This is a genomic window from Enorma massiliensis phI (assembly GCF_000311845.1).
Lineage (GTDB): Bacteria > Actinomycetota > Coriobacteriia > Coriobacteriales > Coriobacteriaceae > Enorma > Enorma massiliensis.
Genome location: NZ_HE978574.1, coordinates 1,068,907 through 1,095,832, shown reverse-complemented (window position 1 = coordinate 1,095,832; position 26,926 = coordinate 1,068,907). Strand labels below are relative to the sequence as shown.

Sequence of the window (26,926 nt, the reverse complement as noted above, 5' to 3'; positions counted from 1 at the left end):
GATGCCCCGTACGCTGTTCCGCAAAACGAATGTGAAGATCGCGCTCCTTCTCGCGATCGTAGCCGTAAGCATGGTCGTCATGGGCGTCCTGCTCTCCGGCATGCAAGAGAGCCTCTCCCGCTCAAGCTACGACACCGAGATGGAGGAAGAGGCAAGCGAGCTCAAGGAGCTCCTCGCCAGCGCAGAAGAGGAGGCCTCGCAGAACAAGGAGACCTTCGATGCCATCTATCAGTCGAAGGCGATGAGCGTCGCCTTCATGGCAGCAAACGACGCCGGGTTCGAGGCAACGGATGCCAAGATGGCCGAGTACCGCCAGCTCTTGGACGTCGATAACGTGCTCGTCGTCAAGTCGGACGGCACCATCGTGGCAAAGGCAGCCGAAACGAAGGCGAACTTCTCGTATGCGCGCTTCAACTATCTGCGCGAATGCCTTGCCACGGGCGAGCCGTCGCGCGCCGTCGAAATCGAGCTTCCCGGCGAGGACTGGCTGTGCCGGTACTACGCAGCGTGCCTCGACGCCGACACGATGGTCGTCATCGAGCAGAACCCCGAGGAGCTGCGCCTCCTCGATGCCGAGACGAGCTCCACGGAAAGCGTGCTCCGCAACATCTCCGTAGGGCAAAACGGCTATGTGTTTGCGCTCTCGGCGCAAACCTACCTCATCGAATACCATCCCGACGCCGACCTTGTCGGTCGAGACGCGCTCGACGCGGGAATCGATGTAGCCAAGCTCGAGGACGGCGCCGTAGCGCAGCTCACCTTGGACGGAGAAGAACTCTACTGCCGCGTGAGCCTCATCGGCGACACCTACTATGTTTGCGCCGTGCCCGAAAGCGACATGGCCGCATCGCGCATGGTGACCGTAGCCGTCATCCTCTTCGTGTTCTTTGCCGTCATCGCGACCGTCACGCTCTACGGCATCTTCGTCATGCGCCAGGAGGAACGCGACGGCCATGCGAACGATCACCTCGTTCGCGTTGGACGCCTTCGCTACAATCGCGAAGTCGGCAAGCGCGCAGCGATCTTCACGCTCGTCGGCTTCATCGCCATCGTCGCCGTCTCCTTCTACATGCAGACGCTCTTCGCCCTCTCCACGCAGTCGGTCGTTAACAAGGAGCGCGCTTCGTCGATCGCCGAGACCATCGACCGCGTGAACGATCGCGCCGACGAGCTTACCGTGCAGTATGACGAGCGCTACCTATCCAAGGCACGCGTGGCGGCCTACATCCTCGAGGAGAACCCCGCCCTCGCGACGAAACCCAAGATGCAGGAACTTGCCGACGTGCTCCAGGTGTCTGGCGTGTACCTGTTCGATGGAAGCGGGTCCATGATGGTTTCGAACGCTCCATATGAGCACTTCTCGCTCTCGACCGACAAGACCGACCAGTCCTTCGCCTTCTGGCAGCTCCTGCAGGGCGTAGATAGCTACGTCCAGGAGCCCACAGAAGACGAGATGACCGGGGAGCTCGTTCAGTACATCGGCGTGGCAACCTACGACGATGCGGGCTACACCAACGGATTCGTGCAGGTCATGGTTCATGCCGGAAGGCTCGAGGAGCTGCTCAGAAGCGTGCAGATCGATCACGTGCTCGACGGCGTGAAGGCGGGCTCCGGCGGCTTCGCGTTCGCGGTGAGCAAAGCCGATGGCACCATCTCCTACTATCCCGACGCTTCGATTCAAGGCAAGCAGGCCACTGAGGTCGGGCTCAAGGAGAGCCAGATCCGCGGAGGCTACGACGACTACATCACGATCGGTGGCGAGACGTTCTACGCCTCCTCAGTCGAGACGCCCGATTGCTTCGTATACGTTGCGGGCCCCGAAGGCGAGCTCATGGCCCAACGCCTCCCGCTCACCCTCGCCACCGGGCTCATCGCGCTCGCCTGCCTTGCCGTCGTCTTCTGCCTGATCGCCTTTGAGCCCGAGCACATGCCCGCCCCTCTCCGCTCCATGACGGAAGACCCCAGCGCGGACCGCGTCTTCGAAATCGAAACGCCCTCGGGTCGTCGGACGAGGACGGAGTCTGCCGCGAGCCGTTGGCTCAACCGCTCCCTCGATTGGAGCCACATGACACCCGAGCAGAAGCTCGGCTATGTCTTGCGCCTCTTCGTTGGCGTGGGCGTGGTCGCCGTCTTCTTCTCGGTACTGTTCAAGGACCAGATCTTCGGGACGAACTCCGTCTTCGGATACATCCTCGGCGGGGGCTGGGAACGCGGCCTCAACATCTTCGCGCTCACGGCAAGCGTTATGACCGCATGCGTGATCTTCACCCTGTCGTGGGTGGTGCAGAAGGTGCTGCACCTGCTCTCCGATGCCCTCTCGGCGCGCGGCGAGACCGTATGCCGCCTGCTCGTGAGCCTCACCAAGTACGGCGCAATCCTGGGAACGCTGTATTGGTGCTTGGCGACGGTGGGCGTGGACACAGGCACGCTTCTTGCAAGCGCGGGACTCCTCACCCTGGCCATCAGCTTCGGTGCGAAGGACCTCGTCACCGACCTGCTCTCGGGCCTCTTCATCATCTTCGAGGGCGAGTTCCGCGTGGGCGACACCATCTCCGTGGGTACCAACACCGGAACCGTCATGGAGATCGGCATCCGCACCACCAAGATCAACGACGGCAACGACAACGTCATCGTGCTGAGGAACAGCGCGATCTCGAACGTGGTGAACCGCACCAAGCTCGATTCCTTCGCCACCATCGACGTCGAGGTCTCCGTGGGCGAGGACCTGCCGCACCTCGAGAACGTGCTCAAAGAGGCGCTTCCGCGCATCGCCGAGCGCCAGCCCATGATCTTGGACGGCCCGTTCTACCGCGGCATCGTCGCACTCTCCACGAGCACGATGACCATCCGCGTGATCGCGCGCTGCTCGGAGAAGAACCGCTCCGCACTCGAGCGGAACCTCAAGCGGGAGATGCGCCTTCTGCTCACGCGGCACGATATCGCACCCTACCAGCTCCAATTCGAGCACGATGAAGACGACCGCTCGCCTCTGAGCGAGGGCGAGGCCGATGAGCTCGAGGGAGCCGACAGCTTCGTTGAGAGCCAAGACGCCTCCATCGGCAAGTACGATGAGAAGCGGGCCAAGAAGGACAAGGACCCCGACGCGCGCCCAGAAGCCTAGCCCCCCATCCAACGGGCCGCCTCCATCGCAATCGGTGGAGGCGGCCCGTTTTTCATAGCTATGGCGTTGAGGTCTATTGTTGAGATGCCGAAGCGTTCGAAACGTCCGAGTGGCGGCAAGCACTTCCAAGCTATGGCAAGCGATGCCGGGGCGTGGCGCATGTGCGCTATGCGCCAAGAAGCGAGAGCACGCGCGGGAAGCCCTTGAGCATGAAGTGCTCGAAGGCGAGGTACTGCTCGGATTTATGGTCCTTTGCGCTCACGGCGCAGACCGACACGGGAATGTCGTCCTCGGGCACGAAGCGCAGCATCGACCACGATGGAGAGATGGAGAAGGCGGGAATCCCCACTCCCATGGTGTAGCCATGCTCTTCCATCACGAAATGCTTGACCTCATCCTGCGTGCGGATGGGGACCACCTTCGACGCAAGCCCGCAGCGAAGGTACAGGTTCAAGATCGTCTCGTTGAAATCGTCGAGACCTTCGGCATGGCAGACGGGATACGGCGCGAGGTCGCTCATGGTGACGAGCTTTTTCTTGCGGAGCGGGTGCTTGCTCGAGAGGAAGACGCCTACCGGCAGCGTGCCCACACGAACGCTGTCGCAGAGCGGATTGGAATACTCCCCGATGGTAATCAGCGCGTCAAGGTCGCCGGAAAGCAGCTGTGGGACTGCCTCGTAGCCCATGCAAAGCCCAAAGCTCACCTTCGTACCCAGCTGCTTGGAAAGGAAGCGCTCCAACCCCGCGCAGACGATACGATGGTTGCTGAAGAACGGCACTGCGAGCAAGACGCGAAAGGTATCGCCCGCCTTCACGGCATCCGTCCGGCGCGCCTCGAACATATCGCCGACCTTATCGAAGGCCTCGAGGGCCTGCTGGGCGTACCGGCTCAGCTCAAGGCCGAAAGCGGTGGGAACGGCACCCTTGCTTCGTCGCACGAACAGAGGCTCCCCCAGCTCGGCCTCCAGCTCACCGATCGCCTTGGAGACCGCTTGGACCGTCACGTTCGCCTCGCGAGCAGCCCCCGAAAAGCTGCCGGCGTTCATAACGGAGCAGAAATATCGAAGTTGTTGAATATTCACACCAGCACCCCACAATGCCGCCCATTGCAAAACAACGGTCTGCGAGCGGCATGGTGCCGTCATCGCGTCATGTACGCCTTCCATTGTACAAATGGCACCGGGGCGGCAACGCATGTCGAGGGGGCGTCAACCAACAATTGAAGTTGGCGAGGCGCTGCTAACCATACGCTGCTCGGTAACCACGAAGTCGACGCGTCGATCGTGGGGATCGATCACCCCTAGATCGTCCAGGCTCGCACAGAGCTGTCGCTCACGGCACAACCCGATGGAGACGCCCGGGAAACCAGCAAGAAACACGTCGTAGAAGCCTCCGCCGTAGCCCAAGCGAAACCCCTGGCAGTCGAACGCGAGTCCAGGAACGATGGCGACATGCCCAGGAGCCGGGCCGGGGACGACCTCCCGATTCTCATGGGGAGGGGGCTCCTTGATGCCGAACGAGCTCACACGAAGGCCGTCAAGGCTGTCGACGCGATACCACCGCAGGCTGCGCGCAGCGCAGACACGCGGGAGCGCCACGGCCTTCCCCAACTCCCAAGCAGCGCGGATGATGCCGCGCGTCTCGACTTCAGACGCGAAGGACAGGTAGATGAGCACCGTCTCCGATTGCACAAACTCCGGTGCGGCAATGACGCGATGCGCGATGAGGGTGTCTATAGATGCCCGCTCGTCTGGCGTTTGCTCCGCACGCTCGCGAAGCAGGAGCTTGCGCAGGGCACGCTTGCGCGGCTGGCAGGCTCCTTCCGGGCAGCAGGCTCCTCTGGCACCAACGCCCGCGACGGCGGCATCAAGCGCCCTGTTGTCTACAGACTCTTCGGCAGCGACCCCATCGACAACCTCGGCGAAAGCTTCCTCCAGCCTCATCGCTGCCGCTTATAGGCAAACCAATATGCCGCGCCGACGAGAGCGCCGCCCACGATGTTGCCAGCCGTCACAAAAAGCAGATTTAAACCCACACCGGCAACCGTGAGCACACCCGCACCGGCAACTCCCGCACCCTCAGCGAGGAAACCGAGCGGGAGGAAGAACAAATTGGCGATGCTGTGCTCGAAGCCGAGGACGACGAATGCGACGACTGGCAAGATCGCCGCAGCCAGTTTGTCGCAGGCGCTTTGCCCGGCGAACCCCATCCACACGGCCAAGCACACAAGAATGTTGCAGAGGATACCGCGCACGAACGCCACGCCCGGGGCAAGCCCCGCCTTGGTGAGCGCCACCGAAAGGGCAATCTCCCCCACCGCACCGTGATTCGAAGCAAAGATACCCGCCGCCCAGAACATCACGGCGATGCAAACGGCACCGATTGCATTTCCCACGTAGACGATCACCCAGTTGCGCAGCACGCTCGTCCAGGCGTAGCGTCCGGAAAGCGCACCCGCCACCATGAGGCAGTTGCCGGTGAAGAGCTCGGCGCCCGCAACGAGCACGAGAAAGAGCCCGAGCGTGAATACAAGACCGCCAAGCAGCTGCGAGGCGGCAAAGCCAAGGCTCGCATCGGAGCGAACCAGGAGCATGAAGGACCCACCGAACGCGATGAACGCTCCGGCAAGGATGGCGAGAACCAGGAGGCGCAAAGCGGGAAGCGATGCCTTGGCCTCTCCCGCTTCCTCGGCCTTGGCCTCTATCTCAGCGGGAGTAAGCAGCGGCCGCATCGTAGGAGTATCTGATGCCATGGAAAACCTTTCATACAGAAGTCAAGGGTGAGCTGGCAGATGAGACAGTTGTGCCGGGTTAATCTGTCTCATGAGACAGATTAACCCGGCACAACTGTCTCATACCGCACCCAACATGCCTACAGGCCAAGGAGGCGGAGCGCCTCCTCGCGCGTACGGATATCGGAGCGGAACGTACCCCGCACGGCAGAGGTCGTGGTGAGCGCGCCGGCTGCGCGCACGCCGCGCATGGTCATGCACATGTGCTCCGCCTCGAGCACCACGAGAACGCCGCGCGGCCTGAGCTCTGCCATCATCGCGTCCGCGATCTGGGCCGTGAGTCGCTCCTGCAGCTGCAAGCGGCGCGCATAACCGTTCACGCAGCGGGCGATCTTCGAGAGCCCGGTGATGCGCCCTTCATGTGGAATATAGGCCACATGCGCCTTGCCGGTAAACGGTAAGATATGGTGCTCGCAAAGCGACGAGAAGGGAATGTCGCGCACGATGACCATCTCTTCGTTATCGTTCTCATGGAATTGCTTGCGAAGATGCAGCGAAGGGTCCTCGTCGTACCCCCCGAGCACCTCCTGTGCCGCACGGGCCACACGGTCGGGCGTCTCCAAGAGACCTGGACGGTCCGGGTCCTCGCCCACCGCAATCAAGAATTCGCGAATCGCTGCTTCCGCGCGCGCCTTATCGACCGCCATCGCCGCCCCTCTCGTGCGCCCGAACCCGCAGGCGCCATTCAATGAACCCCGGCAACTCCTGTGCCGGATATGGCTGTTCATGCCCAATCTGCCGAAGCATGGTACCAGATACCGGGCACATCGAGTGCTTCGCGGGCCATTCCGCACGACAACACCCCGAAGCATGCGACAAGCAGGCTGAGGCAGCACGCGGCGGCTGGAATCTGCGCAGCTGCGCAAAAGCCATCAAGCTGATGCACGTTCCGCGGCCTCGACCACGTGCTTGGCGAGCACGGCCGTCGTGACCGCGCCCACTCCACCCGGAACCGGGGTTATCGCTCGCACCAACGGCTCGACCTCCTCGAAGGCCACATCGCCCACGAGTCTTCCCGCCTCGTCGTCCCAATTGATGCCCACATCGACCACGACCTGACCCGAGGAGACACAGTCCGCGCCAATCGTGCCCGCATGCCCCGCCGCAACCACGAGCACATCGGCACGGCGGCACTCCTCCGCAAGATTACGCGTGCGCGTGTGGCACATGGTCACAGTCGCGTTACGGTCCTGCAGCATAAGCGACACCGGCCTGCCGATCACGAGCGAACGACCGACCACGCAGACGCGCGAACCCTCGAGCGCGACGCCGGAGCGCTCGAGCAGCTCGACCACCGCCTCGGCGGTGCAGGGCGCGAAGCCGACCGCTTCGCGCGCGTAGAGACCGAAGAGCGATCCCGGTGTTATGCCGTCAACATCCTTGGAAGCATCGAGCGCGGCCCGAGCCGCCGCCTCATCGAGATGAGGGGGAAGAGGACTGAACATGAGGCAGCCGTGGACAGAGGCGTCGGCATTTACGCGCTCGATGGCAGCGATGAGCTCATCCTGCGCGCAATCCGCGGGAAGGAGGACCCTCTGGACCGTCAGCCCCACGCGCTCCGCCCGCTTCAGGGCGCCCCGCTCATAGGCAAGGTCGTCGGAACGCTCCCCCACGCGAACGATCGCGAGGGTGGGCTCGATCCCGCGCGACCGAAGCGCACGGGTGCGATAGCTAAGCTCCTCGGTCAGGGACGCAGCGACCGGGGCGCCACGCAATAGCTCCGCCATGATCAACCCCTCCTCAGATGGGCGCGCATCGCGTCGACCACCGCCTGGGCACGCGGTGCGTATTCACCGATGAGGGCGTCGGCCTCGGCTTCGAGCTCCTCGGCGAACTCACGATCGCCGAGCGTGCCCGTATTAACGTAGACGTTCGCACTCGATGCCACGAGAGCTGCGCCGCACAGCGCCGCACCGCACAGCACGTCGGAGAGGAGCAGACGGCTGCCCTTCTCCGCCAGCTCCTCCAAAAGCGGCACCGCGCGTGCGCACTGGCGCATCATCTCGATGGGAGCGGAGCAGGCCGTCTTTGTAGCGAGCTCTATGGTACGCGCACGCGCCGGATCGCTCTTCGGAATGCTATAGGCGCGCGCGAGCGGCTCAAACGCCTCGGCGTCGGCGTTGATGAGCCCCATGAGATTCTCGCGCACATCCTCTGCCTCAATGAGAATGCGCTCGATATCGTCCTGCACGGAGGCGTAGGCCTTTTTCCCCACGGTATAGTGAGCCACCATGGAGCAGAGCGCGGTGCCGAGCGCTCCGGCGAGCGCAGCCGCACCCCCGCCGCCGGGAACCGATTGCTTCGCGGCGAGCGCAGCGGCAAAATCAACGCAGGAGCGTTCGGTCAGCTTCTGTTGCGTATCACGGTTGTCACGCATGGCAACCTCCTTGTCTCCATCTTGCTGCAAAAGTGCCTTCAGCAACTGGTCTATCCTGCCACAGAAGCACCCGCCCCGCGCGCCGGCAGGGACATCTTAAAAAATCTTTCAGTGCCGGCAACCGTGCGCACAGACCGTCTTTACCAAGAGGGATGCCCTAGAATTCCAAGCAGACGACCATGTCCAATAGCGAGCAAGCGCAGCGATGCTCGCCCACGTGGCCCGGAGGGTGTTTCCGCAGGGCGTTTCCCGCAGGATTTCGACTCGGTCGAAATCCGAGGACTACGCCCGAAGGAAACACCCTCCGGGCCGAAAAAGCACTAGAACAAACCGGTGATCACGCCGTTCTCATCGACATCGATCCGCTCCGCAGCCGGCGTCTTGGGCAGGCCGGGCATCGTCATGATGTCACCAGTGAGCGCCACCACGAAACCGGCACCCGCCGAGACGCGAAGGTTGCGCACCGTGATGCGGAAGCCCTCGGGCGCGCCGAGCTTATGCTGATCGTCCGTGAAGGAATATTGCGTCTTCGCCACGCAGACAGGAAGGTTACCGAACCCGTTCGCCTTGAGCTGAGCAAGCTGGCGCTTGGCGGCAGGCGTGTAGTCCACGCCGTCCGCATGGTAGATCTTGGTCGCGATGGCATCGAGGGCATCCTCGATCGAGGAGCCGGTTTCGTACGAATAACGGAACTCGTGGGGCTCCTCGCAGAGACGCATGACCTCCTCGGCGAGCGCCTCGCCGCCCTCGCCGCCCTTCGCCCAAACCTCGGAGAGGGCGACGTTCACGCCGAGCTCCTGGCACTTGCGCTCCACCAGGGCAAGCTCAGCCGGGGTGTCCGTGGGGAATGCGTTGATGGCGACCACGCAGGGCAGACCGTAGACGTCGCGGATGTTCGAGACGTGGCGGAGCAGGTTGGGGATGCCCGCCTCGAGCGCCTCGAGATTCTCGCTCGTCAGCTCAGCCTTGGGCACGCCTCCGTTGTACTTGAGCGCGCGCACCGTGGCCACGATCACCACCGCATCGGGGTCGAGGCCCGCCATGCGGCACTTGATGTCGAGGAACTTCTCGGCACCCAGGTCGGCACCGAAGCCTGCCTCGGTGACCACGTAATCGCCCAGCTTCAGCGCGGTCTCGGTCGCCTGGACCGAGTTGCATCCATGCGCGATGTTCGCGAAGGGGCCTCCGTGCACGAACGCCGGCGTATGCTCGAGCGTTTGCACGAGGTTGGGCTTGATGGCGTCCTTGAGGAGCGCCGCCATGGCGCCCTCGGCATGCAGGTCGGAGGCCGTGACGGGCTCGCCGCCGTAGGTGTAGGCCACGACCATGCGGCCCAGGCGCTCCTTCAGGTCCATAAGGCCGCTCGCGAGGCAGAACGCTGCCATAACCTCAGAGGCCACGGTGATGTCGAAGCCGTCCTCACGGGGAACACCCTGCGCCTTTCCGCCAAGACCGTCCACGATGTGGCGCAGCTGGCGATCGTTCATATCGACCGCGCGCTTCCACACGATCTGCTTTGGATCGATGCCAAGGGCGTTACCCTGCTGGATATGGTTGTCGAGCATGGCGGCAAGAAGGTTGTTGGCAGCACCGATGGCATGGAAGTCGCCCGTGAAATGCAGGTTGATATCCTCCATGGGAACCACCTGGGCATAGCCGCCGCCAGCCGCACCGCCCTTGATGCCGAAGACCGGCCCGAGCGAGGGCTCGCGCAACGCCAGCACCGCCTTCTTGCCCAATCGCGTGAGGGCGTCCGCCAAACCAACGGAGGTCGTGGTCTTGCCCTCGCCCGCCGGCGTGGGGTTGATTGCCGTCACAAGCACGAGCTTGGCCTTACGGGGCAGGTCGCGCAGAGCGTGGATATCGACCTTCGCCTTGTACGTACCATAATGCTCGAGCTGCTCGTCAGTGAGGCCGACCGCCTCGGCGACCCGCGTGATGGGCCACATCTCGGCTTCCTGGGCAATCTCGATATCGGTCTTGTACTCTGCCATGCTGTCCCCTCTCAACAAGCCTGTCGTGCCCCGAATGGAGCACCCATCTAGTGTATGGGATTCAGGCCCCGCGAGAGAGCAGAACTACGCAAACGGTCAAGAAGAGCCCTGCACGAGCTTGAGCGCAAGGTCGCTCGAATCGGCGCGCCCCTCCTCCATGGCCTCGACCACTCGATCGGTAAGCGGCCAGTACCGCTTCCCGTAGGGCGCGTAGCCCTCGAGCCATACGAGCTCGCTTTCCACCATGTTCCGCGCGTGAACGATCTCTTCGGGCAGGAGCGCGCCATACTCCGTCATCCAGCGCCCCAGCAGCGCCCATTCGCGCTCGTTCGCATGAGCGAGGCCGTCCTCGAACGATTCTGCGAGCACGGACCCCTGCTCATAGGTCTCGTCCCGCGCAGCGAGATCGTGATCGAGGAGCGAAAGCAGTTCGCGCTCGGTCGACAGAATCGCTTCGAGCGACCGCTTGCGCTGCGGCGCGAAGGGCTCTTCAAGCAATGCCGTGCGCGCGGCTACCGCATCCCCAAGCTCACCGATCTTGCGTTCCCGCACGTCGAGCTTAGCTTGGATGTCGGCGATCTTCTGATCGATCTTGTCCAGCTCGTCCCTCATCCGAAAGCTCTTGAAAAACCAGAGCTTCAAGCGCCTCCAGGGGTGCGCGATCCATGGCGCCCGGCGCGCCTCATCCTGCTCGTAGGGTTCCACGAACTTCTTGCGCTGCTCGTTCATGCGGGCGAGCTCTGAGCGCTCCTCGGCGTCGGCGGCAGCATAGTCCCTTAAGGTCGAGCGGTCGCGCGCAAGTTCCTCGTCCCCATCCAGCGCCCGCTGCGTATCGGCCGCGACGGCTGCGAGCTCGGCGATGCATGCGGCGCGCTCGTCGAGCAACGACCGCTCGTCGATGACGGCGCGCCAAGCGTCATAGGCGAGCCACCAGTTCCATTGGATGCCCTCATCGACGCGATAGCCGAGATGCGCGCCGTCCGGCCCGAGCGCCCCAGCGAGCGCACGACGATCGTAGACGGCGGCGGTGGAAAACGCGAACGGCGGGAGCCGACGTTCCCTTGCGCCCAGGCCCGAGATATCGAGGGGGAGCTGCGTGCACAATCGGGCGAGGGTGCGCTCTTCAGCGCAGTAGCTCGTCCAATGCCTCTGAAAGGTGCGCATCGCTTCGAGATTAGCCATGGAAGCCTCCATCGCTCAACGGCATCAGTGGTTCGTGTTCGGTGCTCAGCCGCTCCACCATACTAGCACGCGTCGACGCGGATTGGCGTGCCAGGCCGCCCTCCGAAACGCTGCAAGCAAAAGCGTCGCACAACTCGACGGTGGAGCGGCATTCAAGCCTCCGCCATCGAGCTATGCGACGCTTTCCTAGAACATCAAATGAGGGGCTGTCACCTATTTAACATCGGCGAGCTGTGCGGTGAGCGCCCCGATCTCGGCCTTGAGCTCCTCGGCGCGCTCGCGCTTCTTCGCCACGACCTCGGGCGCCGCCTTGGCGATGAAGCCCTCGTTGGCAAGGGTCCGCTCGGCGCCGGCAAGCTCCTTCTCGGCCTTGGCAATGGATTTCTCGATACGAGCGCGCTCGGCAGCGAAGTCGACAAGGTCGCCCAGCATGATGCAGGCATCGAAGTCGGCACCGGCAAGGACGATGGAGCCCTCGGGCTTTTCCGTGGCCTCACCCGTGGTGATATCGAGCGGGCTCACGCGCGCGAACGCGCAGATGAACTCCGCCATGCCGCGGATGGCCTCGGCGACCTCATCCGAGTTGGCGCGAATGCTCACGCCAAGCTGCTCCTTGGGGCTGATGCGATAGCGGGCGCGCGTGGAGCGCACATCGGTCACCACGGCGCGGGTAAGCTCGAAGGCGCGCTCTGCGGGCTCGTTTACCCAGCGCTCGTACGCCGCTGGCTCGGGCCAATCGGCGACCATGAGCGCCTCGGCGCGCTCGCCGTCTGCATCAAGCCAGCTCGCGGGCATGGTGTCCCAAATGGCCTCGGTCGCGAACGGCATGAGCGGATGCATGAGGCGCAAGCTCGTATCGAGCACGAAGATGAGGTTGCGCTGCGCCTGCAGGCGCGCCTCGGCATCGGAAAGACGGGTCTTCGTGACCTCGATGTACCAGTCGCAGACCTCGTTCCAGAAGAAGCTCTGCAGGCTGCGCGCCACATCGCCGAACGCATACGATTCGATGCCCTCGGTAACCTGCCCCACCGTCTTTGCGAGGCGGCTGAACATCCAAGCATCTGCCGCGGTCTCGGCGACCGGCTCACCCGGCGTGTAGCCCTCCATATTCATGAGCAAAAAGCGGCTCGCGTTCCAAATCTTGGTGAGGAAGGCCTTTGCCTGCTCGGTGCGTGCGCTCCCCAGGAAGTTCTTCTGCTTGTCGAAATCTGCGTCGAAGCGAACGTCTTGGTTGTTCGTGAAGAGGCTCAGCAGGTTGAAGCGCATGGCGTCGGCACCGTATTTGTCCATGAGGTCCATGGGGTCAACGCCGTTGCCCTTCGACTTGCTCATGCGGCTGCCGTCCTTGGCGAGCACGGTGGGATAGATCACCACGTCGTGGAAGGGAATCTCGTCCAGGAAGTAGAGCGAGCTCATGATCATGCGCGCCACCCAAAGAGCGATGATGTCGCGCGCCGTCACGAGCGCCGTGGTGGGATGATGCCCCTCAAGCTGCTCGGGGTGCTGCGGCCAGCCCTGCGTAGCGAAGGTCCACAGCTGCGAGCTGAACCAGGTGTCGAGCACGTTCTCGTCCTGGTGCACGTGATGCCCGCCGCACTTGGGGCACACGTCTACGTCCTCCATGAGGGCGTCTTCCCAGCCGCAATCCTCGCAGTAGAAAACGGGGATGCGATGGCCCCACCACAGCTGGCGGCTGATGCACCAGTCTTTCAGGTTCTCCATCCAGGTGAGGTAGGACTGCTTCCAGCGCTCGGCGTTGAAGCGGACCTTACCCGAGGTCACCGCCTCCATAGCCGGCCCCTTGAGCTTGTCCACGGCGACGAACCACTGCTCGGAAAGCCAGGGCTCGAGCGTGGAGTCGCAGCGGTAGCAATGCATGACGGAGTGGTCGTGCTCCTCGATGTGATCGAGCAAGCCGTGCTCCTCGAACCAGGCGACGACCTTCTCACGGCACTCGTCGCGCGTGAGCCCAGAGAACTCACCGTAGCCATCAACCACCACGGCATGCTCGTCGAAAATATTGATCTTCTCGAGACCGTGCGCCTCGCCCATGGCGTAGTCGTTGGGGTCGTGAGCCGGCGTGACCTTCACGAAGCCCGAGCCGAAGCCCGCATCCACGTGCCAGTCCTCGAAGATGGGGATCTCGCGGTCCACGATGGGGAGCTTCACCGTCTTACCCACGAAGGCAGCCTTCTCCGGATCCTTGGGACTCACGGCCACGCCCGTGTCGCCGAGCATGGTCTCGGGACGCGTGGTGGCGACAACGATGTACTCCTGGCCGTTCACCGGCTCGGTGAGCGGATAGCGCAGGTGCCAGAGGTGGCCCTTCTCGTCCTTATACTCCGCCTCGTCGTCCGAGATGGCCGTGGTGCAGCTGGGGCACCAGTTGACGATGCGCTTGCCGCGGTAGATGAGCCCGTCGTGGTACCAGTCGCAGAAGACGCGGCGCACGGCCTCGGCGTAATCGGGGTCCATGGTGAAGCGTTCGTCCTCGAAGTCGATGGAGCAGCCCATACGACGAATCTGCTGCTGGATGATGCCACCGTACTCGTGGGTCCAGTCCCAGCACGCATCGATGAACGCCTCGCGGCCCATCTCAAGGCGATTCTTGCCTTCGTCCTTGAGCTTCTTGTCCACCTTGGTCTGCGTGGCGATGCCGGCATGGTCGGTACCGAAGATCCAGCGCGTGGAGCGGCCGCGCATGCGCGCCTGGCGCACGATGGCGTCTTGGATGGAATCGTCGAGCGCGTGACCCATATGAAGCTTGCCCGTGACGTTCGGCGGCGGGATGACGACCGTGCAGTCGCCAGCGCCGGGGCGCTTTTCTGGCTTGCGCTGGTAGTAACCGCCTGCGAGCCATTTCTCGAGCACCTGGGGCTCGGTGGCCGCGGGGTCGTAGGTTTTGGGCATCTCTTCCATTTCCATGGGCACCTCTATGCTTGCATCTCTACTCGGATTTCACGCGATACACGTATTGCAAGAGGATAGCACAGGAGGTGCGACCGCAAGACGCAGGCCGCCACGAGGACGCTCTTTGTTTACGGGCGATATTTGAACACGGCGGGCGTTCTCGGGCAAGATGTGTACAGGATTAGGCATCTGGGCGTCCATATTTCGCCCGAGAACGCCACACGGGGCGCGGCAGGACCCATCCGCCGGCCTTGCCATGACGGCGCGCCACGTCGCAGCCGACGCAGAGAGAAGTTCGTTCCCCGTCTCGGCGGACGCAGCAATGAGCGCGTCCTCGTCGTGATTGGTACGGCGAGAACGCACCCATGACCGGACAGGCGGCCGTGCTACCGCTCCCACCGGCATTGGAACAGGTTCGTGAGCCGGCGGCCTGCGACGAGTTCCCCGTCCTTCACGAAGCCCTCCTCGCGCCCCGCAAGCTCGGCGATGAGCACGGAGCGCAGCTCCGCCACGCGCTGCGCGCAGGCAGGGTCGTCGATGGCATCATGCGACTCGCGCGGATCGGCGGCGAGGTCGAAGTACTGCTCGCGTCCCGTCTGGCTGAACCAGATGTACTTATCGCGCGACGTCACGATATAGTGGTTCGATTGCTCGCGATCCCGCGCATGCTCTCCGTGGATGTAGGTGCGCTGCAGGCTCCCCCGCCCCAGCACCTCGCTCGCAAGGGACGAGCCATCGACCGTGTCGGGCACGCCCGCACCCGCGAACTCCAAAAGCGTCGGCATGATGTCCATGAGTTCGACCACCTGCTCGGAGCGCCGCCCGGCATAGCCCTCCCCTGCGCCCATCGCCGCTGCCGCCTGCTTGCCAGCGCGGACGATAAACGGTATGTGCGCGGACCCCTCATAGGGCAGCACCTTGCGGAACAGGGAGTGGTCGAAGAGCATCTCCCCGTGATCCGAGGTGAACACCACGATCGTGTTGCCATAGGTCCCGTCGTTCTCGAGGGCAGTGATGAGGCGTCCCACCTGATGATCGATGTGCGTGATGCATGCATAGTACCCTGCCATCGCCTGACGACGAAGCTCCGCATCGCGACAACCGTGAACGCTGTCGAGGACCATGCCGTCGCGCTCGGTCGCCTCGACGTCGTCCCAGTCTCCCGAAGCGGGCGGGCGCAGGTCGCACCCGTCATAGAGGTCAAAGTAGCTCTGGGGGGCATCGAATGGCGGATGCGGGCGCACGAAGCTTGCGGTGAGGAAGAACGGCCGCGTGCGGTCGCGCGTCTCGAGGAAGCGGATGGACTCATCGACCACCCAGTTCGTGGGATGGTAGCGCTCCTCGTAGATCCAGGGATGCGTGATCCAGGAATTGTTCTCGACGCCCGAGCCGTTCACATCGAATGAAGCGCCCAAGCGGTCGCGCATGTCGCGCATGTAGTCATCGGAAACCGCTTGATGCTGCCAATACGGCGTATCGGCATGGCGATAGTGGCCGATGTATCCGTCATGCAGCTTGAGCGTCTGGAAGCCGCAGGCGAGACGGGGCGGATGCACGTGCATCTTGCCCACGCATGCCGTCTGATAGCCGGCGCAACCGAGTTCCTCGGCAAGATAATGGTCGTACTCCCAATCTACGCCATCCTGATAGCCCACACGGCCATGGGAGGAAGGGGCCTGGCCGGTGAGGAGCCCTGCGCGCGCCGGAATACAGCTCGGACAGGCGGAGTAGGCGTTCTCGAAGAGCGTTCCCTCCGCAGCAAGCGTATCGAGGTAGGGCGTCTTCACGTCCGGATGCCCGGCGGCTCCCAGGCAATCGCCGCGCAGCTGGTCGCAGACGATGAGAACGATATTAGGTTGAGCAATCGGACGAGCCATGGCTCTCCTTCCCTAGATGCGCCAACCGCCCTGCGTGACAGCGGTGCCAGGGGAAGCTCTCACGCAGGGAGCCGGAACCGTTCAGTGAATCTTGCGCATATCGGCGAGAAAAGCCTCGACCGCGCCAGCATCGGCCCCGAGCAGAACGAGCTCGCGCTCGGCACCGCGCATCGTGTAGCGCACGGACACGCCGCCCGCGACCGCAACGGATTCGACCCGCTCGATGCGATCCCAGCCCACGCGCATGCCGCCCTGATAGATCCCGTGCGGCCCCATGCCGGAGCGCACGAGGGCAAGCGAAGCACCCACCGCGACGAGGACGCAGCACGCGGAGAAGTCGTCGGGCTGCGCGCCCCGCACGACGAAGTACCCGATACCGAGGACGGCAACCGCAGCCGCGACGACCGCGTTAACCGGCGCGCGGGGTACCGCGAACCTCAACGAGCCCCGCTGGTCGATGGCGAGGTACACGCTATAGCAGACCAGCAGGGCGGCCACGATGACAAGAGTCCACTCGAGAACGCCGAAGCTTGAGAAAAACGCGGGCATGAACTCATCCCTTCACGGGCGTGCGCATGTGCTTCTCGGAGCGCTTGAGATAGCGCTCACTTGCCGCGCCATCGCCCTTGTTCTCGTATTGCAGGGCCAGCAAGAGCTCGAGGAAGCCTCGATCGACCCCGTGGAGCCCCTCGACGCGGCGCTCCATGTCCTCGATATATCCCCAGCCCTTCTTGATGTAGATGTCGTGCATCATGCGCGCCTCCGCGACGGCGTCGGCGTCTTCCCAGGCCTCAATCTCGGCGAGAAGCCTCGTCGCCCCTTCGGCATTGCCGCGCTCGAGATAGTAGTTGAAGGCCTTCCCCACGAGCTCGCGGCGCTGGCGGTCATTCTGCCTCATGGAGAGCATTCGCTCGATCACGGAATCCGCCTCGCCGTACGCATCGAGCGCAAGATACCCGTTGAGCTGCATAAACGAGCGATTCCAGGCAGGGAAGACGAGCTTCACGAGCGGTTTCTCGAGCAAGGCGAGGTACGCGCGCACCTCCCCCTGCTCGAGAAGCGAAGCGAGCTCATGGGTATATGCGCGCTTCGCCACTTCAGTGAGGATCAAAAGCGCCGTCGCGGCGATGAGTATCACGGCGCCGATGATGCGGATGTCCACGAAGCCTCCCTGTCGTGTAGGAGCCTGTCCGGTAAGGCCGCGCGAACCTAGGAGAGGCCCAGGCGGTCGAATTGCTCGGCGGGCGCGTCGTGCTCGACGAGGCCGCGTCGCAGCAGCGCGACCATGCGATCCTCGGCAGGGGCATCCTCCCCCGCCAGGTTATGGACCTGGGCATAGTCCCCGTCCAGATCGAAGAGCAGCGAGTCGCGCACCTCTTCCAGGCAGTCCTCTCGCTGATCGATGTTCGCCGGCTTCGTGCAGGGGAACCGGTAGACGGGATAGTCCGTCCACGAGAGGAAGCGCCCCATCTCGATATCATCCACGCAATCGGTGCCCATCTTCTTGCGGATGGTATGGGGAATGGCCGCGTACTCGTAGCACGGGCGGTTTCCCGGCACGGGAGCACGGAAGTAGGTGTAGCGGCCATCCGTCACGTTCACCGTCATGGCGTGCACGCCATAGAGCGCATAATCGCGCGTCGGGGCGGTCGCATCGGTCATCAACGGCATGAGCGATGTGCCGCGCACGGTCGATGGCACCTCGCAACCGTATGCATCGAGCAGCGTAGGCATGATATCGATCGCCTGGGTCAGCTGCCCGGCGCGCTCGCCTGCCCGAGCACCCCCCGGGAAGTGCACGATAAACGGCAGATGGGCGAGCTCGTTATACAGATGCATGTAATTCTTGCCCAGATAGTCGCGATCGCCGAGGAAGTACCCGTGATCGGTGGTCACGAGAATCATCGTGTCGTCGTAGATGCCACGCGCCTTGAGCGCGTCGATGAGCGTGCCGAACCAATGGTCCGTGCACGTCACCAGCGCCTTATAGCGACGCTGCACGTACTCGATGGCGCTCTCGGGAATATCCGTCTCGCTCACGCGACGATAGGGCGGGATCTCGAAGTAATCGCGATCGAGTCCCTCGGCACCGCCGTACATGTCCATGTAGCGGTCGGGCACATCGAAGGGCTCATGCGGGTCGAACGCCTCGACCATGAGGAAGAAGTCATCGTTCTCGGCATTTTCCTCGATGAAGTCGCAGGCCGCCCGGAAGGTGCGCGGGCTCGGCATGTCCTCCTCGCGCGGCCACTTCGCCCGATTCTTCTGATACTGCTCGCGCACACGGCCGTAGAAGGTCTCGGGCATGTTGTCGGGCTCGTCGATGCGACTCACCCACGGGTCGCCCTCCTGGCCGCGGAAGAGCTCCCAGCTGTTGAACAGCTGGAGATAGCCCTCGCCGCCCGTGCGAGCATAGTGGCAATGGTCCGTCTTGATGCAGGTATAGGTACCGCCCGCCCGCAGACCGTCCACGAGCGTGGCGTCGAAGGGCTCGATGGGGCCCCAGGGCCGCTCGAGGAAGTTGTAGCGCCCGCACATGATGTCGCGGCGCGCGGGCATGCACGGCGCGGAGCCGATCCAATGGTTGTCGAAGACCAGCGAGTCCTCAGCGAACGCGTCGAGATGCGGCGTATGGGCGGCTCCCTCGGGGTTGTAACACCCCAGCGCATCCCTGCGAAGGGTGTCCATCAGCACCAGGATCGTTCTCATGCAAGCGCCCTTTCTCTATGATGGCGGGCACGGTGATCGCCCGCTCGCGTTTGTGGGTATAACGCTCATGTTCCACAAGATGCCCGGAATATGCGATGAAGTCCGGGCATGTTGAGGGACACGGGTGTCCGGACCCGCCGTGCGGCAAGCAGCGGGTCCGGACCGCTCGCATGGGGCGCCTCGGTGATGCTTCGGGCGCCCCATGCCCTTTGCGTGACAACGGTGCGAACGCCGGTCACGCGATTACGTTGCGATGACGTCGTACATGCGGTGCCACGCGCCCGGCATCATGAAGCCGGTAGGCGCGGCGCCGAGAGGCCGACCGTCCTTACGCGAAGATGCTGACGCCGGTGTAATAGCCGATGGCAGCGAAGACAAGCGCGAACACGATGATGCCGATGATCACCTGGGCGGTGTTCTTGCCCTGACCCTTCTTGATGAGCTTATAGCAGATCAAGGTGAGGATGACCGGCAGCATGTACGGCATGACCGCGTCGAGCTGGGTCTGGATGACGAGCGGATCGCCCTCGGAGAAGGCGAACTGCAGCCCCGTGGTGAGCTTGACCGTCTGCGGGATCAAGCAGCCCACGACGATGACGCCGAGGACGTTGGCGAGGTTGCCGAGGCGCTCGATGAGCGCGACGCCGCCCTGCTCGATGAGCTCCATGCCCTTGGTGTAGCCCATGTGGATGCCGAAGTACTTCAGCGGCCAGTAGAGCACGTTGATGAGCAGGAACATGACGAGCGGGCCGATGAGCGAGCCGTTGCTGACGCAGAGCGACGCGCCGATGGAACCGGCGATGGGGTACCACGTGAGGTTCAGCATCGAGTCACCGAGGCCGGCGAACGGACCCATGAGCGAGGTCTTGATGCCGGTCACGGCATCCTTGTGGTCCTCGTCGGTGGTCTCCTCGAGCGCGGCGCAGATGCCCAGGATGAACGGGATCGCGAGCGGATGGGTGTTGAAGTACTCGAGATAGCGCTTCATCGCCGTGACGCGCTCCTCCTTGGGGCGGTCCTTGTAGAGCTCCTCAAGGACCGGCGAGAAGCAGTAGGTGAGCGAGAGCGACTGCATGCGCTCGTAGTTATGCGCGAACTGGCAGCCCTGGGTGCGCAGAAGAACCTTGTTCAGGGCGTGATTGCTGACGTGAGCCATTACAGATCATACTCCTCTCCATCATCAGCGCCTTCAGCGGAGGCGATGGCCGGAGCGGCCTGCGTGTTCTTCTGGCCCTCGACGACGAAGTCGTAGAAGCCGGCGATGGCGGCAGCGATGATCGCGCAGCCAAGGGTGGGGATGCCCACATACGCGTTGAGCACGAAACCGATGAGCAGGAAGATCCACATGTTCTTCTTCATCATCATGGTGAGCAGCATCGCGAGGCCCACGGCGGGCATCATGCCGCCGGCAGCGCTCATACCGGAAAGCACCCAGGGCACATCGTTCTGCAGGAAGGCCATGATGTTCTCGATGACGTAGGAACCGATGCCGGTGGCGATGAACACCGGCACGGCGCGCGTCAGGAAGAAGCAGATCGCGCCACCCCAGAAGAACTTGTTGACCGCCTTGAACTCACCGGACTCGGCAGCCTTGTCGGCACCGTGCAGGAAGGTGGCGTTCGTGGTCATGACCAGGATGTTGAGCTGCTGGACCAACGTGGCGGTGGGGACGCCGATGGCGACGGCGAGCGCCGTGGCCTCGGTCACGCTGCCGCCGGACATGATGCCCAGCGACGCGCCCACGATGGTGCCGGAGATGACATCGGGCGGAACGTACGCGCCGATGTTGTTGACGCCAAGCCACATGAGCTCCATGGTTGCGCCGATGATGATCGCGGTGGTCATGTCGCCCAAGATGATGCCGACACCGACCGACGCGAGCAAGGGCTTGCGGAACCCGAGATGCGGGCCCAACTGGTCCCACTCGCACAGGCCCGCCCAGATGGCGAGGAGCAGTGCTTGAACCATACCGTTTCCTCCTTTACAAGTATGGAAATTGCAACGGGTCGCTGGCATGCGGCCCGCAGTGCCGCTGAAACGATCGCGCTCGCCTGGCCAAGAAACCGGACACCTGAAGGCGCGGCGGGACGAGCGCGGGGTGCGCCCGGCGGCGATACGTCACCGGGCGGAAACGGAGCGCCTAGCCCTTGAAGTTCTTGAGCAGGTCGGGCACGCGTTCCTTGGTGTCGCGGGTCGTCGTCTGCATCCAGCACTCCACACCGAGCGACTCGAGCTCCTCGAAGGCGCGCTTCTCGTCCGCGGTGATGGACATGTTCTTATGGATGCGCTGGCGCTCGTCGTTGAAGCGCATACCCGAGACGTTGAGATAGGTGAAGTCAAGCCCGTTCTTCTTCAGGGCGAGGGCGTCGATGGGGTTGCCGAAGAGCACGAGCGTGACCTTTTTGAGCGTGGTCTTCTTGAGCACGTCGATGAACTTCTCGACGGTGAAGACCGACACCTTGATGTTCGGCACCGCGAGTCCGGCGACCGAGCGCTGCACGGGGTCGTTCGCGCAGGCATCGTTCACGATGATCACCGACTCGATCCCGAAATCAGGAATCCACGTCGTGGCAACCTGGCCATGGATGAGACGGTCGTCAATGTCTACAAGCTTGAGGGGCATATCGCTCACTCCTTTCTAGAGGTCGAGGTCGTCCTCGTCCTCTTCTTCCGCCAGCTGGACTTTGACCTCCTTGAGCGCCTCGGCATTGGTGGCGAGCACATGCTCGCGCACCTCGTCGGGCGTAAGGTCGGCCGAGAACACGAGATCGATGAGCACGGGCAGGTTCACGCCGGTAAAGGCGACCATCTCGGCACCGCGCAGCAACGCGCGCGAGATGACGTTGAACGGCGTGCCGCCGTAGATGTCACAGAGCGCGACCACATGGTCATATGCCTCGTCGAGCTCTGAGTAGACCTCGGAAAACTCCGCCTCGAACTCCTCGGCGCTCTTGTTCTCGGTGAGCGAGAGCGCGCAGACGCGCGTCTGCTTGCCCGCGAGCATCTCGGTGCCCTCGAGCAATGCCTCGCCGATGTGCGCGTGCGTCGCAAGGATGATTCCAAACGACATGCTTCCTCCTGACGAATCGTCTTCGCCCGCGCGCGTCGTTTCCATGCGCAGCCGGGCTCCTCCCCTTGTCGGTGTTCCGTGAAGCTGTTGTTCTAATTTGTTCTTTATTGAACATTAGATAACGTAGCAAATGAACACATTACGAAACCGCTAGCCTTACATATATACCGATACAACTCGTGGTTTCGTGGACGAACATATCTTAGCAGGACTTTAAAGCCCAAACGTCAATCGTGTAGAAAATACCGTTTGGCGCGAATATTTGACCGTCTACGTAATTTTTTGATTCTATTTGTTCATTTCTGTTATTTTAAAGAAGCCTAAGGGAGGTAGAAATGCTCAAGGTTCAACGACAGGAAGAAATCGTACGCCTATGCAACTCATCGGGGCTCGTCACGGTGAACGAGGTCGCGGAGCTTCTCGGCACCTCGCCGATGACCATCAGGCGCGATATGGAGGAGCTCGCCCAGGAACATCGCATCGAACGCGTGCGCGGCGGCGCTAAAAGCGTTGTCACCGTGCCGCAGATGGTACGCGAGTTCCCGCACGATAAAAAGAGATCGCAGCACTATGCAGAGAAGCAGCATATCGCGAAGCTGGCGGTGGGGCTTCTGAGAGACGGCGATGCCGTGTTCCTCGGCGCGGGCACCACCTGCGAGCTCATCGCCCAGAATCTGGGCGAGAAGTCGCTCAGCGTGGTCACCAACAGCATCTCCGCCTTCGAGCTGCTCAGAGAGAATCCCAACATCGAGCTCTATCTGCTCGGCGGCCTCTATCGCCGCAAGACGAGCGTGCTCTACGGACATCTCACCGAAGAGGCCCTCTCGTCCATGAGCGTAGACAAGGTGTTCTTCGGGGTGAACGGCATCTGCGCGCCCGACGTGATGGGGCACAACGTCGATATCTCGAACCTCCAGCGCATGGCGCTCGACAAGGGACGCAAACGCTACATCGTGGCGGATTCCTCGAAGTTCTTCCGAAAAGACCTGTTCACGTTCTACACCCTCGACCAGATCGACGCCGTGATCACCGATCCGGGCATCACCGCCGAACAACGCGCCTCCTGCGAACAGTACACGCAGGTGATCTGCTAGCGACGGGTCGGGCGGGACATCTTTCTGCTGGCGGCGGGCGCGACCGAGTCGTCTCCCTGCCAACGGCGAGTCCGACCGGACCGCCTCCAACATCTCATCCGTTCGAGGAGCCCCATGAAGTACATCAGCTTTCTCATCAAGCCTGCTTCGGCCTCGTGCAACATGCGGTGCCGATACTGCTTCTATGCGGACGTCGCCGAGCACCGCGCGGTGCGCTCGCACGGCATCATGGGCACCGATGTGATGGAGGCGCTCATCGACCGTGCACTCGGGCTCGACGACAGCGCGCGGATCGCCTTCGCCTTCCAAGGCGGCGAACCCACGCTCGCGGGACTCGACTTCTTCCGCGCGTTCGTTGCGCGCGTGGAGGCCGGGCGCACGCATCAGCAGGTGAGCTACGCCATCCAGACGAACGGCTACCTTATCAACGAGGAATGGGCGGCATTCTTCCACGAGCACCGCTTCTTGGTGGGCATCTCGCTCGACGGCTACCGCGAGCTGCACGACTGGCTGCGTCCCGATGCTGAGAGTACGGGCACCTTTGCGCGCGTCATGCGTGCCATCGACGTATTGCGCGACGCACACGTGGAGTTCAACGTGCTCACGGTGCTCACCGCGCAACTTGCCAAGCACCCGCAGAGGCTCTATCGCTTCTACCGCGACCACGGTCTTGACTACGTCCAGCTCATCCCCTGCCTCCCGGGACTTGACGACGATGCCGATGAGTTCTCACTCACGCCCGAAGCGTTCGCCTCGTTCTACAAGGTGTTCTTCCGACTCTGGCTCGATGAGTACCGCCAGGGGCGCTACCGCTCCGTCACGCTCTTCGACAACGTGATCCCGCTCTTTGCCGGCGTGGCCCCGCAGCAGTGCGGCATGCTCGGGCGGTGCGCGCCGCAATTCGTAGTGGAGAGCTCGGGCGATGTGTATCCGTGCGATTTCTACGTGCTCGACCGCTACCGCTGCGGGAACATCGTGGATAACACCCTCGAAGAGCTCGCAACCTGCGATGCCGTGCGCGCCTTCCTCGCCGAGCCCCGGCGCGCGTGCTCGCGATGCGCCGACTGCCCCTTTGAGCGCATCTGCCATAGGAACTGCAAGCGCTTGAATATCGCCTATTACCGCGAGGATTATTGCGGCTATCGCGACTTCCTAGAAGAGGCCGCCCCGCAGATGGCCGCCATCGCGCGCACGATCCGGCGCTAGAGACGCCAACGCGAAGCATTGTGGGGTCTTGTCAGCCACTTTTTCAAGTTTTGGGCACTTAACGCCGTTCCCCTCGATTATAGCTGCAAGCCACAAGCGGTCTACCAGGCAGGATACCATCGCGGACAAACGTGCTACTGGGCATCACGCACATGGAGTGCCCAAAAGTTGAAAACACTCGCGCATGCAGACGCCGACTACCCTAAAGCACGGTCGGAGCCTCGGATTCGGGTATTGGAGACCGCCTCTTCCCGCCCTCAGCTTGCCCTGGTGGCCTTCTCGTGATGGTCCGCGATGACCTCGTTGACGGTATGCCCTTGGTCCGCCTCGAGAGAGCGCCACTTGGGCGTTACGATGCGCTGCGCCGGGTACACGCCGCGGTGCCCCGCCACCAGATAGCTCACAAACGAGACGATAACGAAGTACGGAGCCGCCAAACCCCCGAAGAGGTCCACACCGAGCAAGATCGTCGTCATGGGCACGTTGAGCGCCGAGCCGAACACGCCCACCATACCGAGCGCCGCACCGAACGCCGGCGTAACGCCAAGCGAGTAGCCAAGCGCCGCGCCGAGCCAACCACCGAGCGAGGCCCCGATGCCGAAGATGGGCGTGACCTCGCCGCCCTGAAAGCCCGCCCCCAGCGTAAGCGCCGTCATGGCGAGCTTGAGCAACGCATCTACGGGCGTCGCGGCCCCCGTGAACCCAGCCTCCACAAGCCACGAGGAAAGTCCGCCGTAATCGTATAAGCCAAAGACCACATAGGTCCCGAGCACCACGAACGCGCCAACCAGCGCCGCTACCAAGTAGTTCGTGATATGGGCGGCATAGAATCGCTTGACGACGCGAATCGCCCCCGAGAACATGCGCGCCGCGATACCGAAGACCACCGCGGCCAGCACCGCGAACGCAAGCGAGGAAGGCCCGAGCTGCGGGACCATGCCGATGGCGTAGCTCTCGCGCGGGGATCCGAGCGCCGTCGTCACGGCATCGCCGACAAACGAGGCGAGCAAACAGTACACGCCAGCGCGATATTGCAGCTTGCCCACGAAGCACATCTCCATACCGAAGAAAGCACCCGCAAGCGGCGTGCCGAACACCCCGCCGAACGCAGCGGAAATGCCCGCCATGAGGAGATCTTGATGATCGTATTCGCCAAGCTTGAAGAGACGCGAAACGGCATCGGCAATCGTCCCGCCGATCTGGACCGCCGTGCCCTCTCGGCCCGCCGAACCGCCGGCAAGATGCGTGGCAACCGAGCACACAAAGGTGAACGGTGCCATAACGGGCGGAATGTGCCTGCCAGAGACCGTGCAATCAATCACCAGGTTATTGCCGCGCGCAGCATCCTTGCCGTACCTGCGATAGAGCCACGCCGTGAAGACGCCAACCGCCGGCAGCAGCGCGAAGCAGATGAGATGGGCTTCGCGAAAACCCGTAACCGCGTCAAGACACGTGAGAAACGCCCAAGCAGCAACGCCCATGAGCGCTGCGACAAGCGCAACGAGCGAGAAGAGACGCAGGCTCTGCCATGCGTTGCGAGCCCCTCGAATCGTATCCTCGGCGAACACATGCTCGCGAGCTCGCAGGTAGCCACCGATAGCGGCAGATGTCCGAGCAGGTGCCCCGGCTCCGTCGAGCTCAGAGACGGATCGCTCTTCCATACCGACCGCGGTGTCGCTCTCCTTCATTGAAGCACCCCTAGAAAACGAGGTGCTTGGCTGCGTTGTACACGCAGATGAGCACGATGACGACCATGAGCCCGCTGAAGAGCTTGTCCACGTGGCGCTCGTCGATGTGCTTGTTGATGGCGCGGCCGCAGATACCTCCCAGGATGCCGCAGCAGATCATGCCCGCGATGAGCAAGGGATCGATGACGGAGAAATCGACGGTAGGAATGCTCGTGACGGTGCTCGTCGCCTGCGAGCACAGGATGATGAAGAGCGAATTCTGCGCCGCCTGCTTGGTGCCCATGCTGAAGAAGAAATAGAGCACGACGAGGTTGATGGGGCCTCCGCCGATGCCAAGGAACGACGACATGACGCCGAGTGCGAAACCGATGACCACACACGCCGCAGCACCCGAGATGTTGAGCGTGGAGATACGGCTCTTGTTGAGGTTATAGACGAGCGTCCCGATCGTGATGATGCCGAGGGCGACCGCCTGAACGGCACCTGCGAGCTCGGGCGTGGGAAACAGCCCCTCCACGATATCGAAGAGCTGCTTGCCCGCGAGGCCGCCCACCGCTGCTCCAACCGCCAGGGGCACCGCCGTCTTGCCCTCGATGGAAGTTGCGCCCGAGAGGCGGTTGCGCAGCACCGAATAGCAGGTCATGGCCAAGACCGTGCAGCCCGAGAGGAAGTTGATGGTACCGGGCAAGAGCGCACCCGAGGCATCGAGCACGGGCTTGATGATCACGCCGCCGCCGATGCCGCAAATGGCCCCGATAATCGAGGCGCCGAAGCTGATGATGAAGAACAGGGCGTACATGAAACCTCCCGTTACCCGAGCCATACGGTTTCCCAGTATAGCGCGGATAACGGGAGGTCCAGAAACTTCGTCCTACGCAAAATGAGGACAGAGGGAATTTCGCAAAATG

The 26,926-nt window shown here is 63.0% G+C and carries 22 protein-coding genes; 3 read left to right on the top strand and 19 right to left on the bottom strand.

Annotated features, from left to right (window positions below):
• The first annotated feature begins 1 nt into the window (after nucleotide 1).
• A complete protein-coding gene (locus tag HGEM_RS04555) occupies nucleotides 2-3,121 on the top strand; it encodes a mechanosensitive ion channel domain-containing protein (RefSeq protein ID WP_230197220.1) in 3,120 nt (1,039 codons plus the stop codon).
• Between the two features lie 166 nt (nucleotides 3,122-3,287).
• On the opposite strand, the gene HGEM_RS04550 is transcribed toward HGEM_RS04555, so the two are convergent.
• The 17 genes from HGEM_RS04550 to HGEM_RS04470 form a co-directional block, all read right to left on the bottom strand.
• On the bottom strand, nucleotides 3,288-4,202 hold the full coding sequence (locus HGEM_RS04550; RefSeq protein ID WP_035100688.1) for a LysR family transcriptional regulator: 915 nt from the start codon (nucleotides 4,200-4,202) through the stop codon (nucleotides 3,288-3,290).
• Nucleotides 4,203-4,328: 126 nt separating this feature from the next.
• The gene (locus HGEM_RS04545) at nucleotides 4,329-5,063 is read right to left on the bottom strand and encodes a 5-formyltetrahydrofolate cyclo-ligase (protein ID WP_019128227.1); all 735 of its coding nucleotides are present in this window, start codon (nucleotides 5,061-5,063) and stop codon (nucleotides 4,329-4,331) included.
• Nucleotides 5,060-5,872: a formate/nitrite transporter family protein gene (locus HGEM_RS04540; protein ID WP_019128226.1), complete on the bottom strand. Its 813-nt coding sequence runs from the start codon at nucleotides 5,870-5,872 to the stop codon at nucleotides 5,060-5,062. The genes HGEM_RS04545 and HGEM_RS04540 overlap by 4 nt, the downstream gene beginning before the upstream one ends.
• Before the next feature lie 119 nt (nucleotides 5,873-5,991).
• Complete coding sequence (folE, locus tag HGEM_RS04535) at nucleotides 5,992-6,558, bottom strand: GTP cyclohydrolase I FolE (protein WP_019128225.1); 567 nt, start codon at nucleotides 6,556-6,558, stop codon at nucleotides 5,992-5,994.
• Nucleotides 6,559-6,783: 225 nt separating this feature from the next.
• Nucleotides 6,784-7,638: a bifunctional 5,10-methylenetetrahydrofolate dehydrogenase/5,10-methenyltetrahydrofolate cyclohydrolase gene (locus HGEM_RS04530; RefSeq protein ID WP_019128224.1), complete on the bottom strand. Its 855-nt coding sequence runs from the start codon at nucleotides 7,636-7,638 to the stop codon at nucleotides 6,784-6,786.
• A gap of 2 nt (nucleotides 7,639-7,640) precedes the next feature.
• Nucleotides 7,641-8,288: a cyclodeaminase/cyclohydrolase family protein gene (locus HGEM_RS04525; protein ID WP_051008438.1), complete on the bottom strand. Its 648-nt coding sequence runs from the start codon at nucleotides 8,286-8,288 to the stop codon at nucleotides 7,641-7,643.
• A 320-nt stretch (nucleotides 8,289-8,608) separates the two neighbouring features.
• Nucleotides 8,609-10,282 (bottom strand): formate--tetrahydrofolate ligase, encoded by a 1,674-nt coding sequence (locus HGEM_RS04520; protein ID WP_019128222.1) that lies wholly within the window; start codon nucleotides 10,280-10,282, stop codon nucleotides 8,609-8,611.
• A 96-nt stretch (nucleotides 10,283-10,378) separates the two neighbouring features.
• Nucleotides 10,379-11,464, bottom strand: a complete 1,086-nt coding sequence (locus tag HGEM_RS04515) for a hypothetical protein (protein ID WP_019128221.1) — start codon at nucleotides 11,462-11,464, stop codon at nucleotides 10,379-10,381.
• A 213-nt stretch (nucleotides 11,465-11,677) separates the two neighbouring features.
• Complete coding sequence (locus HGEM_RS04510; RefSeq protein WP_035101294.1) at nucleotides 11,678-14,383, bottom strand: valine--tRNA ligase; 2,706 nt, start codon at nucleotides 14,381-14,383, stop codon at nucleotides 11,678-11,680.
• A 377-nt stretch (nucleotides 14,384-14,760) separates the two neighbouring features.
• Entirely contained in the window at nucleotides 14,761-16,251 is a 1,491-nt protein-coding gene (locus HGEM_RS04505; RefSeq protein WP_019128219.1) for an arylsulfatase, read from the bottom strand.
• 81 nt (nucleotides 16,252-16,332) lie between these two features.
• The gene (locus tag HGEM_RS04500; protein ID WP_019128218.1) at nucleotides 16,333-16,800 is read right to left on the bottom strand and encodes a hypothetical protein; all 468 of its coding nucleotides are present in this window, start codon (nucleotides 16,798-16,800) and stop codon (nucleotides 16,333-16,335) included.
• A 4-nt stretch (nucleotides 16,801-16,804) separates the two neighbouring features.
• On the bottom strand, nucleotides 16,805-17,413 hold the full coding sequence (locus tag HGEM_RS04495; RefSeq protein ID WP_019128217.1) for a hypothetical protein: 609 nt from the start codon (nucleotides 17,411-17,413) through the stop codon (nucleotides 16,805-16,807).
• 47 nt (nucleotides 17,414-17,460) lie between these two features.
• Nucleotides 17,461-18,960 carry a sulfatase gene (locus HGEM_RS04490; protein WP_019128216.1) on the bottom strand — a complete coding sequence of 500 codons (1,500 nt, stop codon included), beginning with the start codon at nucleotides 18,958-18,960 and terminating at the stop codon, nucleotides 17,461-17,463.
• 328 nt (nucleotides 18,961-19,288) lie between these two features.
• Nucleotides 19,289-20,116 carry a PTS system mannose/fructose/sorbose family transporter subunit IID gene (locus HGEM_RS04485; protein WP_019128215.1) on the bottom strand — a complete coding sequence of 276 codons (828 nt, stop codon included), beginning with the start codon at nucleotides 20,114-20,116 and terminating at the stop codon, nucleotides 19,289-19,291.
• Nucleotides 20,116-20,928, bottom strand: coding sequence for a PTS mannose/fructose/sorbose/N-acetylgalactosamine transporter subunit IIC (locus HGEM_RS04480; protein WP_019128214.1), 813 nt, complete (start codon nucleotides 20,926-20,928; stop codon nucleotides 20,116-20,118). The genes HGEM_RS04485 and HGEM_RS04480 overlap by 1 nt, the downstream gene beginning before the upstream one ends.
• 172 nt (nucleotides 20,929-21,100) lie before the next feature.
• Nucleotides 21,101-21,583, bottom strand: coding sequence for a PTS sugar transporter subunit IIB (locus HGEM_RS04475; protein WP_019128213.1), 483 nt, complete (start codon nucleotides 21,581-21,583; stop codon nucleotides 21,101-21,103).
• 15 nt (nucleotides 21,584-21,598) lie between these two features.
• Nucleotides 21,599-22,030 (bottom strand): PTS sugar transporter subunit IIA, encoded by a 432-nt coding sequence (locus HGEM_RS04470; RefSeq protein ID WP_035101292.1) that lies wholly within the window; start codon nucleotides 22,028-22,030, stop codon nucleotides 21,599-21,601.
• A 335-nt stretch (nucleotides 22,031-22,365) separates the two neighbouring features.
• Here HGEM_RS04470 and HGEM_RS04465 point away from each other — a divergent pair, with 335 nt between their 5' ends.
• Nucleotides 22,366-23,124 (top strand): DeoR/GlpR family DNA-binding transcription regulator, encoded by a 759-nt coding sequence (locus HGEM_RS04465; protein WP_019128211.1) that lies wholly within the window; start codon nucleotides 22,366-22,368, stop codon nucleotides 23,122-23,124.
• Between the two features lie 114 nt (nucleotides 23,125-23,238).
• Nucleotides 23,239-24,330: a radical SAM/SPASM domain-containing protein gene (locus tag HGEM_RS04460; protein ID WP_019128210.1), complete on the top strand. Its 1,092-nt coding sequence runs from the start codon at nucleotides 23,239-23,241 to the stop codon at nucleotides 24,328-24,330.
• A 257-nt stretch (nucleotides 24,331-24,587) separates the two neighbouring features.
• Here the strand turns inward: HGEM_RS04460 and HGEM_RS04455 are convergent, their stop codons facing one another.
• Both HGEM_RS04455 and HGEM_RS04450 read right to left on the bottom strand, forming a co-directional pair.
• Nucleotides 24,588-26,018, bottom strand: a complete 1,431-nt coding sequence (locus HGEM_RS04455) for a chloride channel protein (RefSeq protein WP_019128209.1) — start codon at nucleotides 26,016-26,018, stop codon at nucleotides 24,588-24,590.
• Between the two features lie 10 nt (nucleotides 26,019-26,028).
• Complete coding sequence (locus HGEM_RS04450) at nucleotides 26,029-26,841, bottom strand: sulfite exporter TauE/SafE family protein (RefSeq protein ID WP_035100684.1); 813 nt, start codon at nucleotides 26,839-26,841, stop codon at nucleotides 26,029-26,031.
• Between the last annotated feature and the right edge of the window lie 85 nt (nucleotides 26,842-26,926).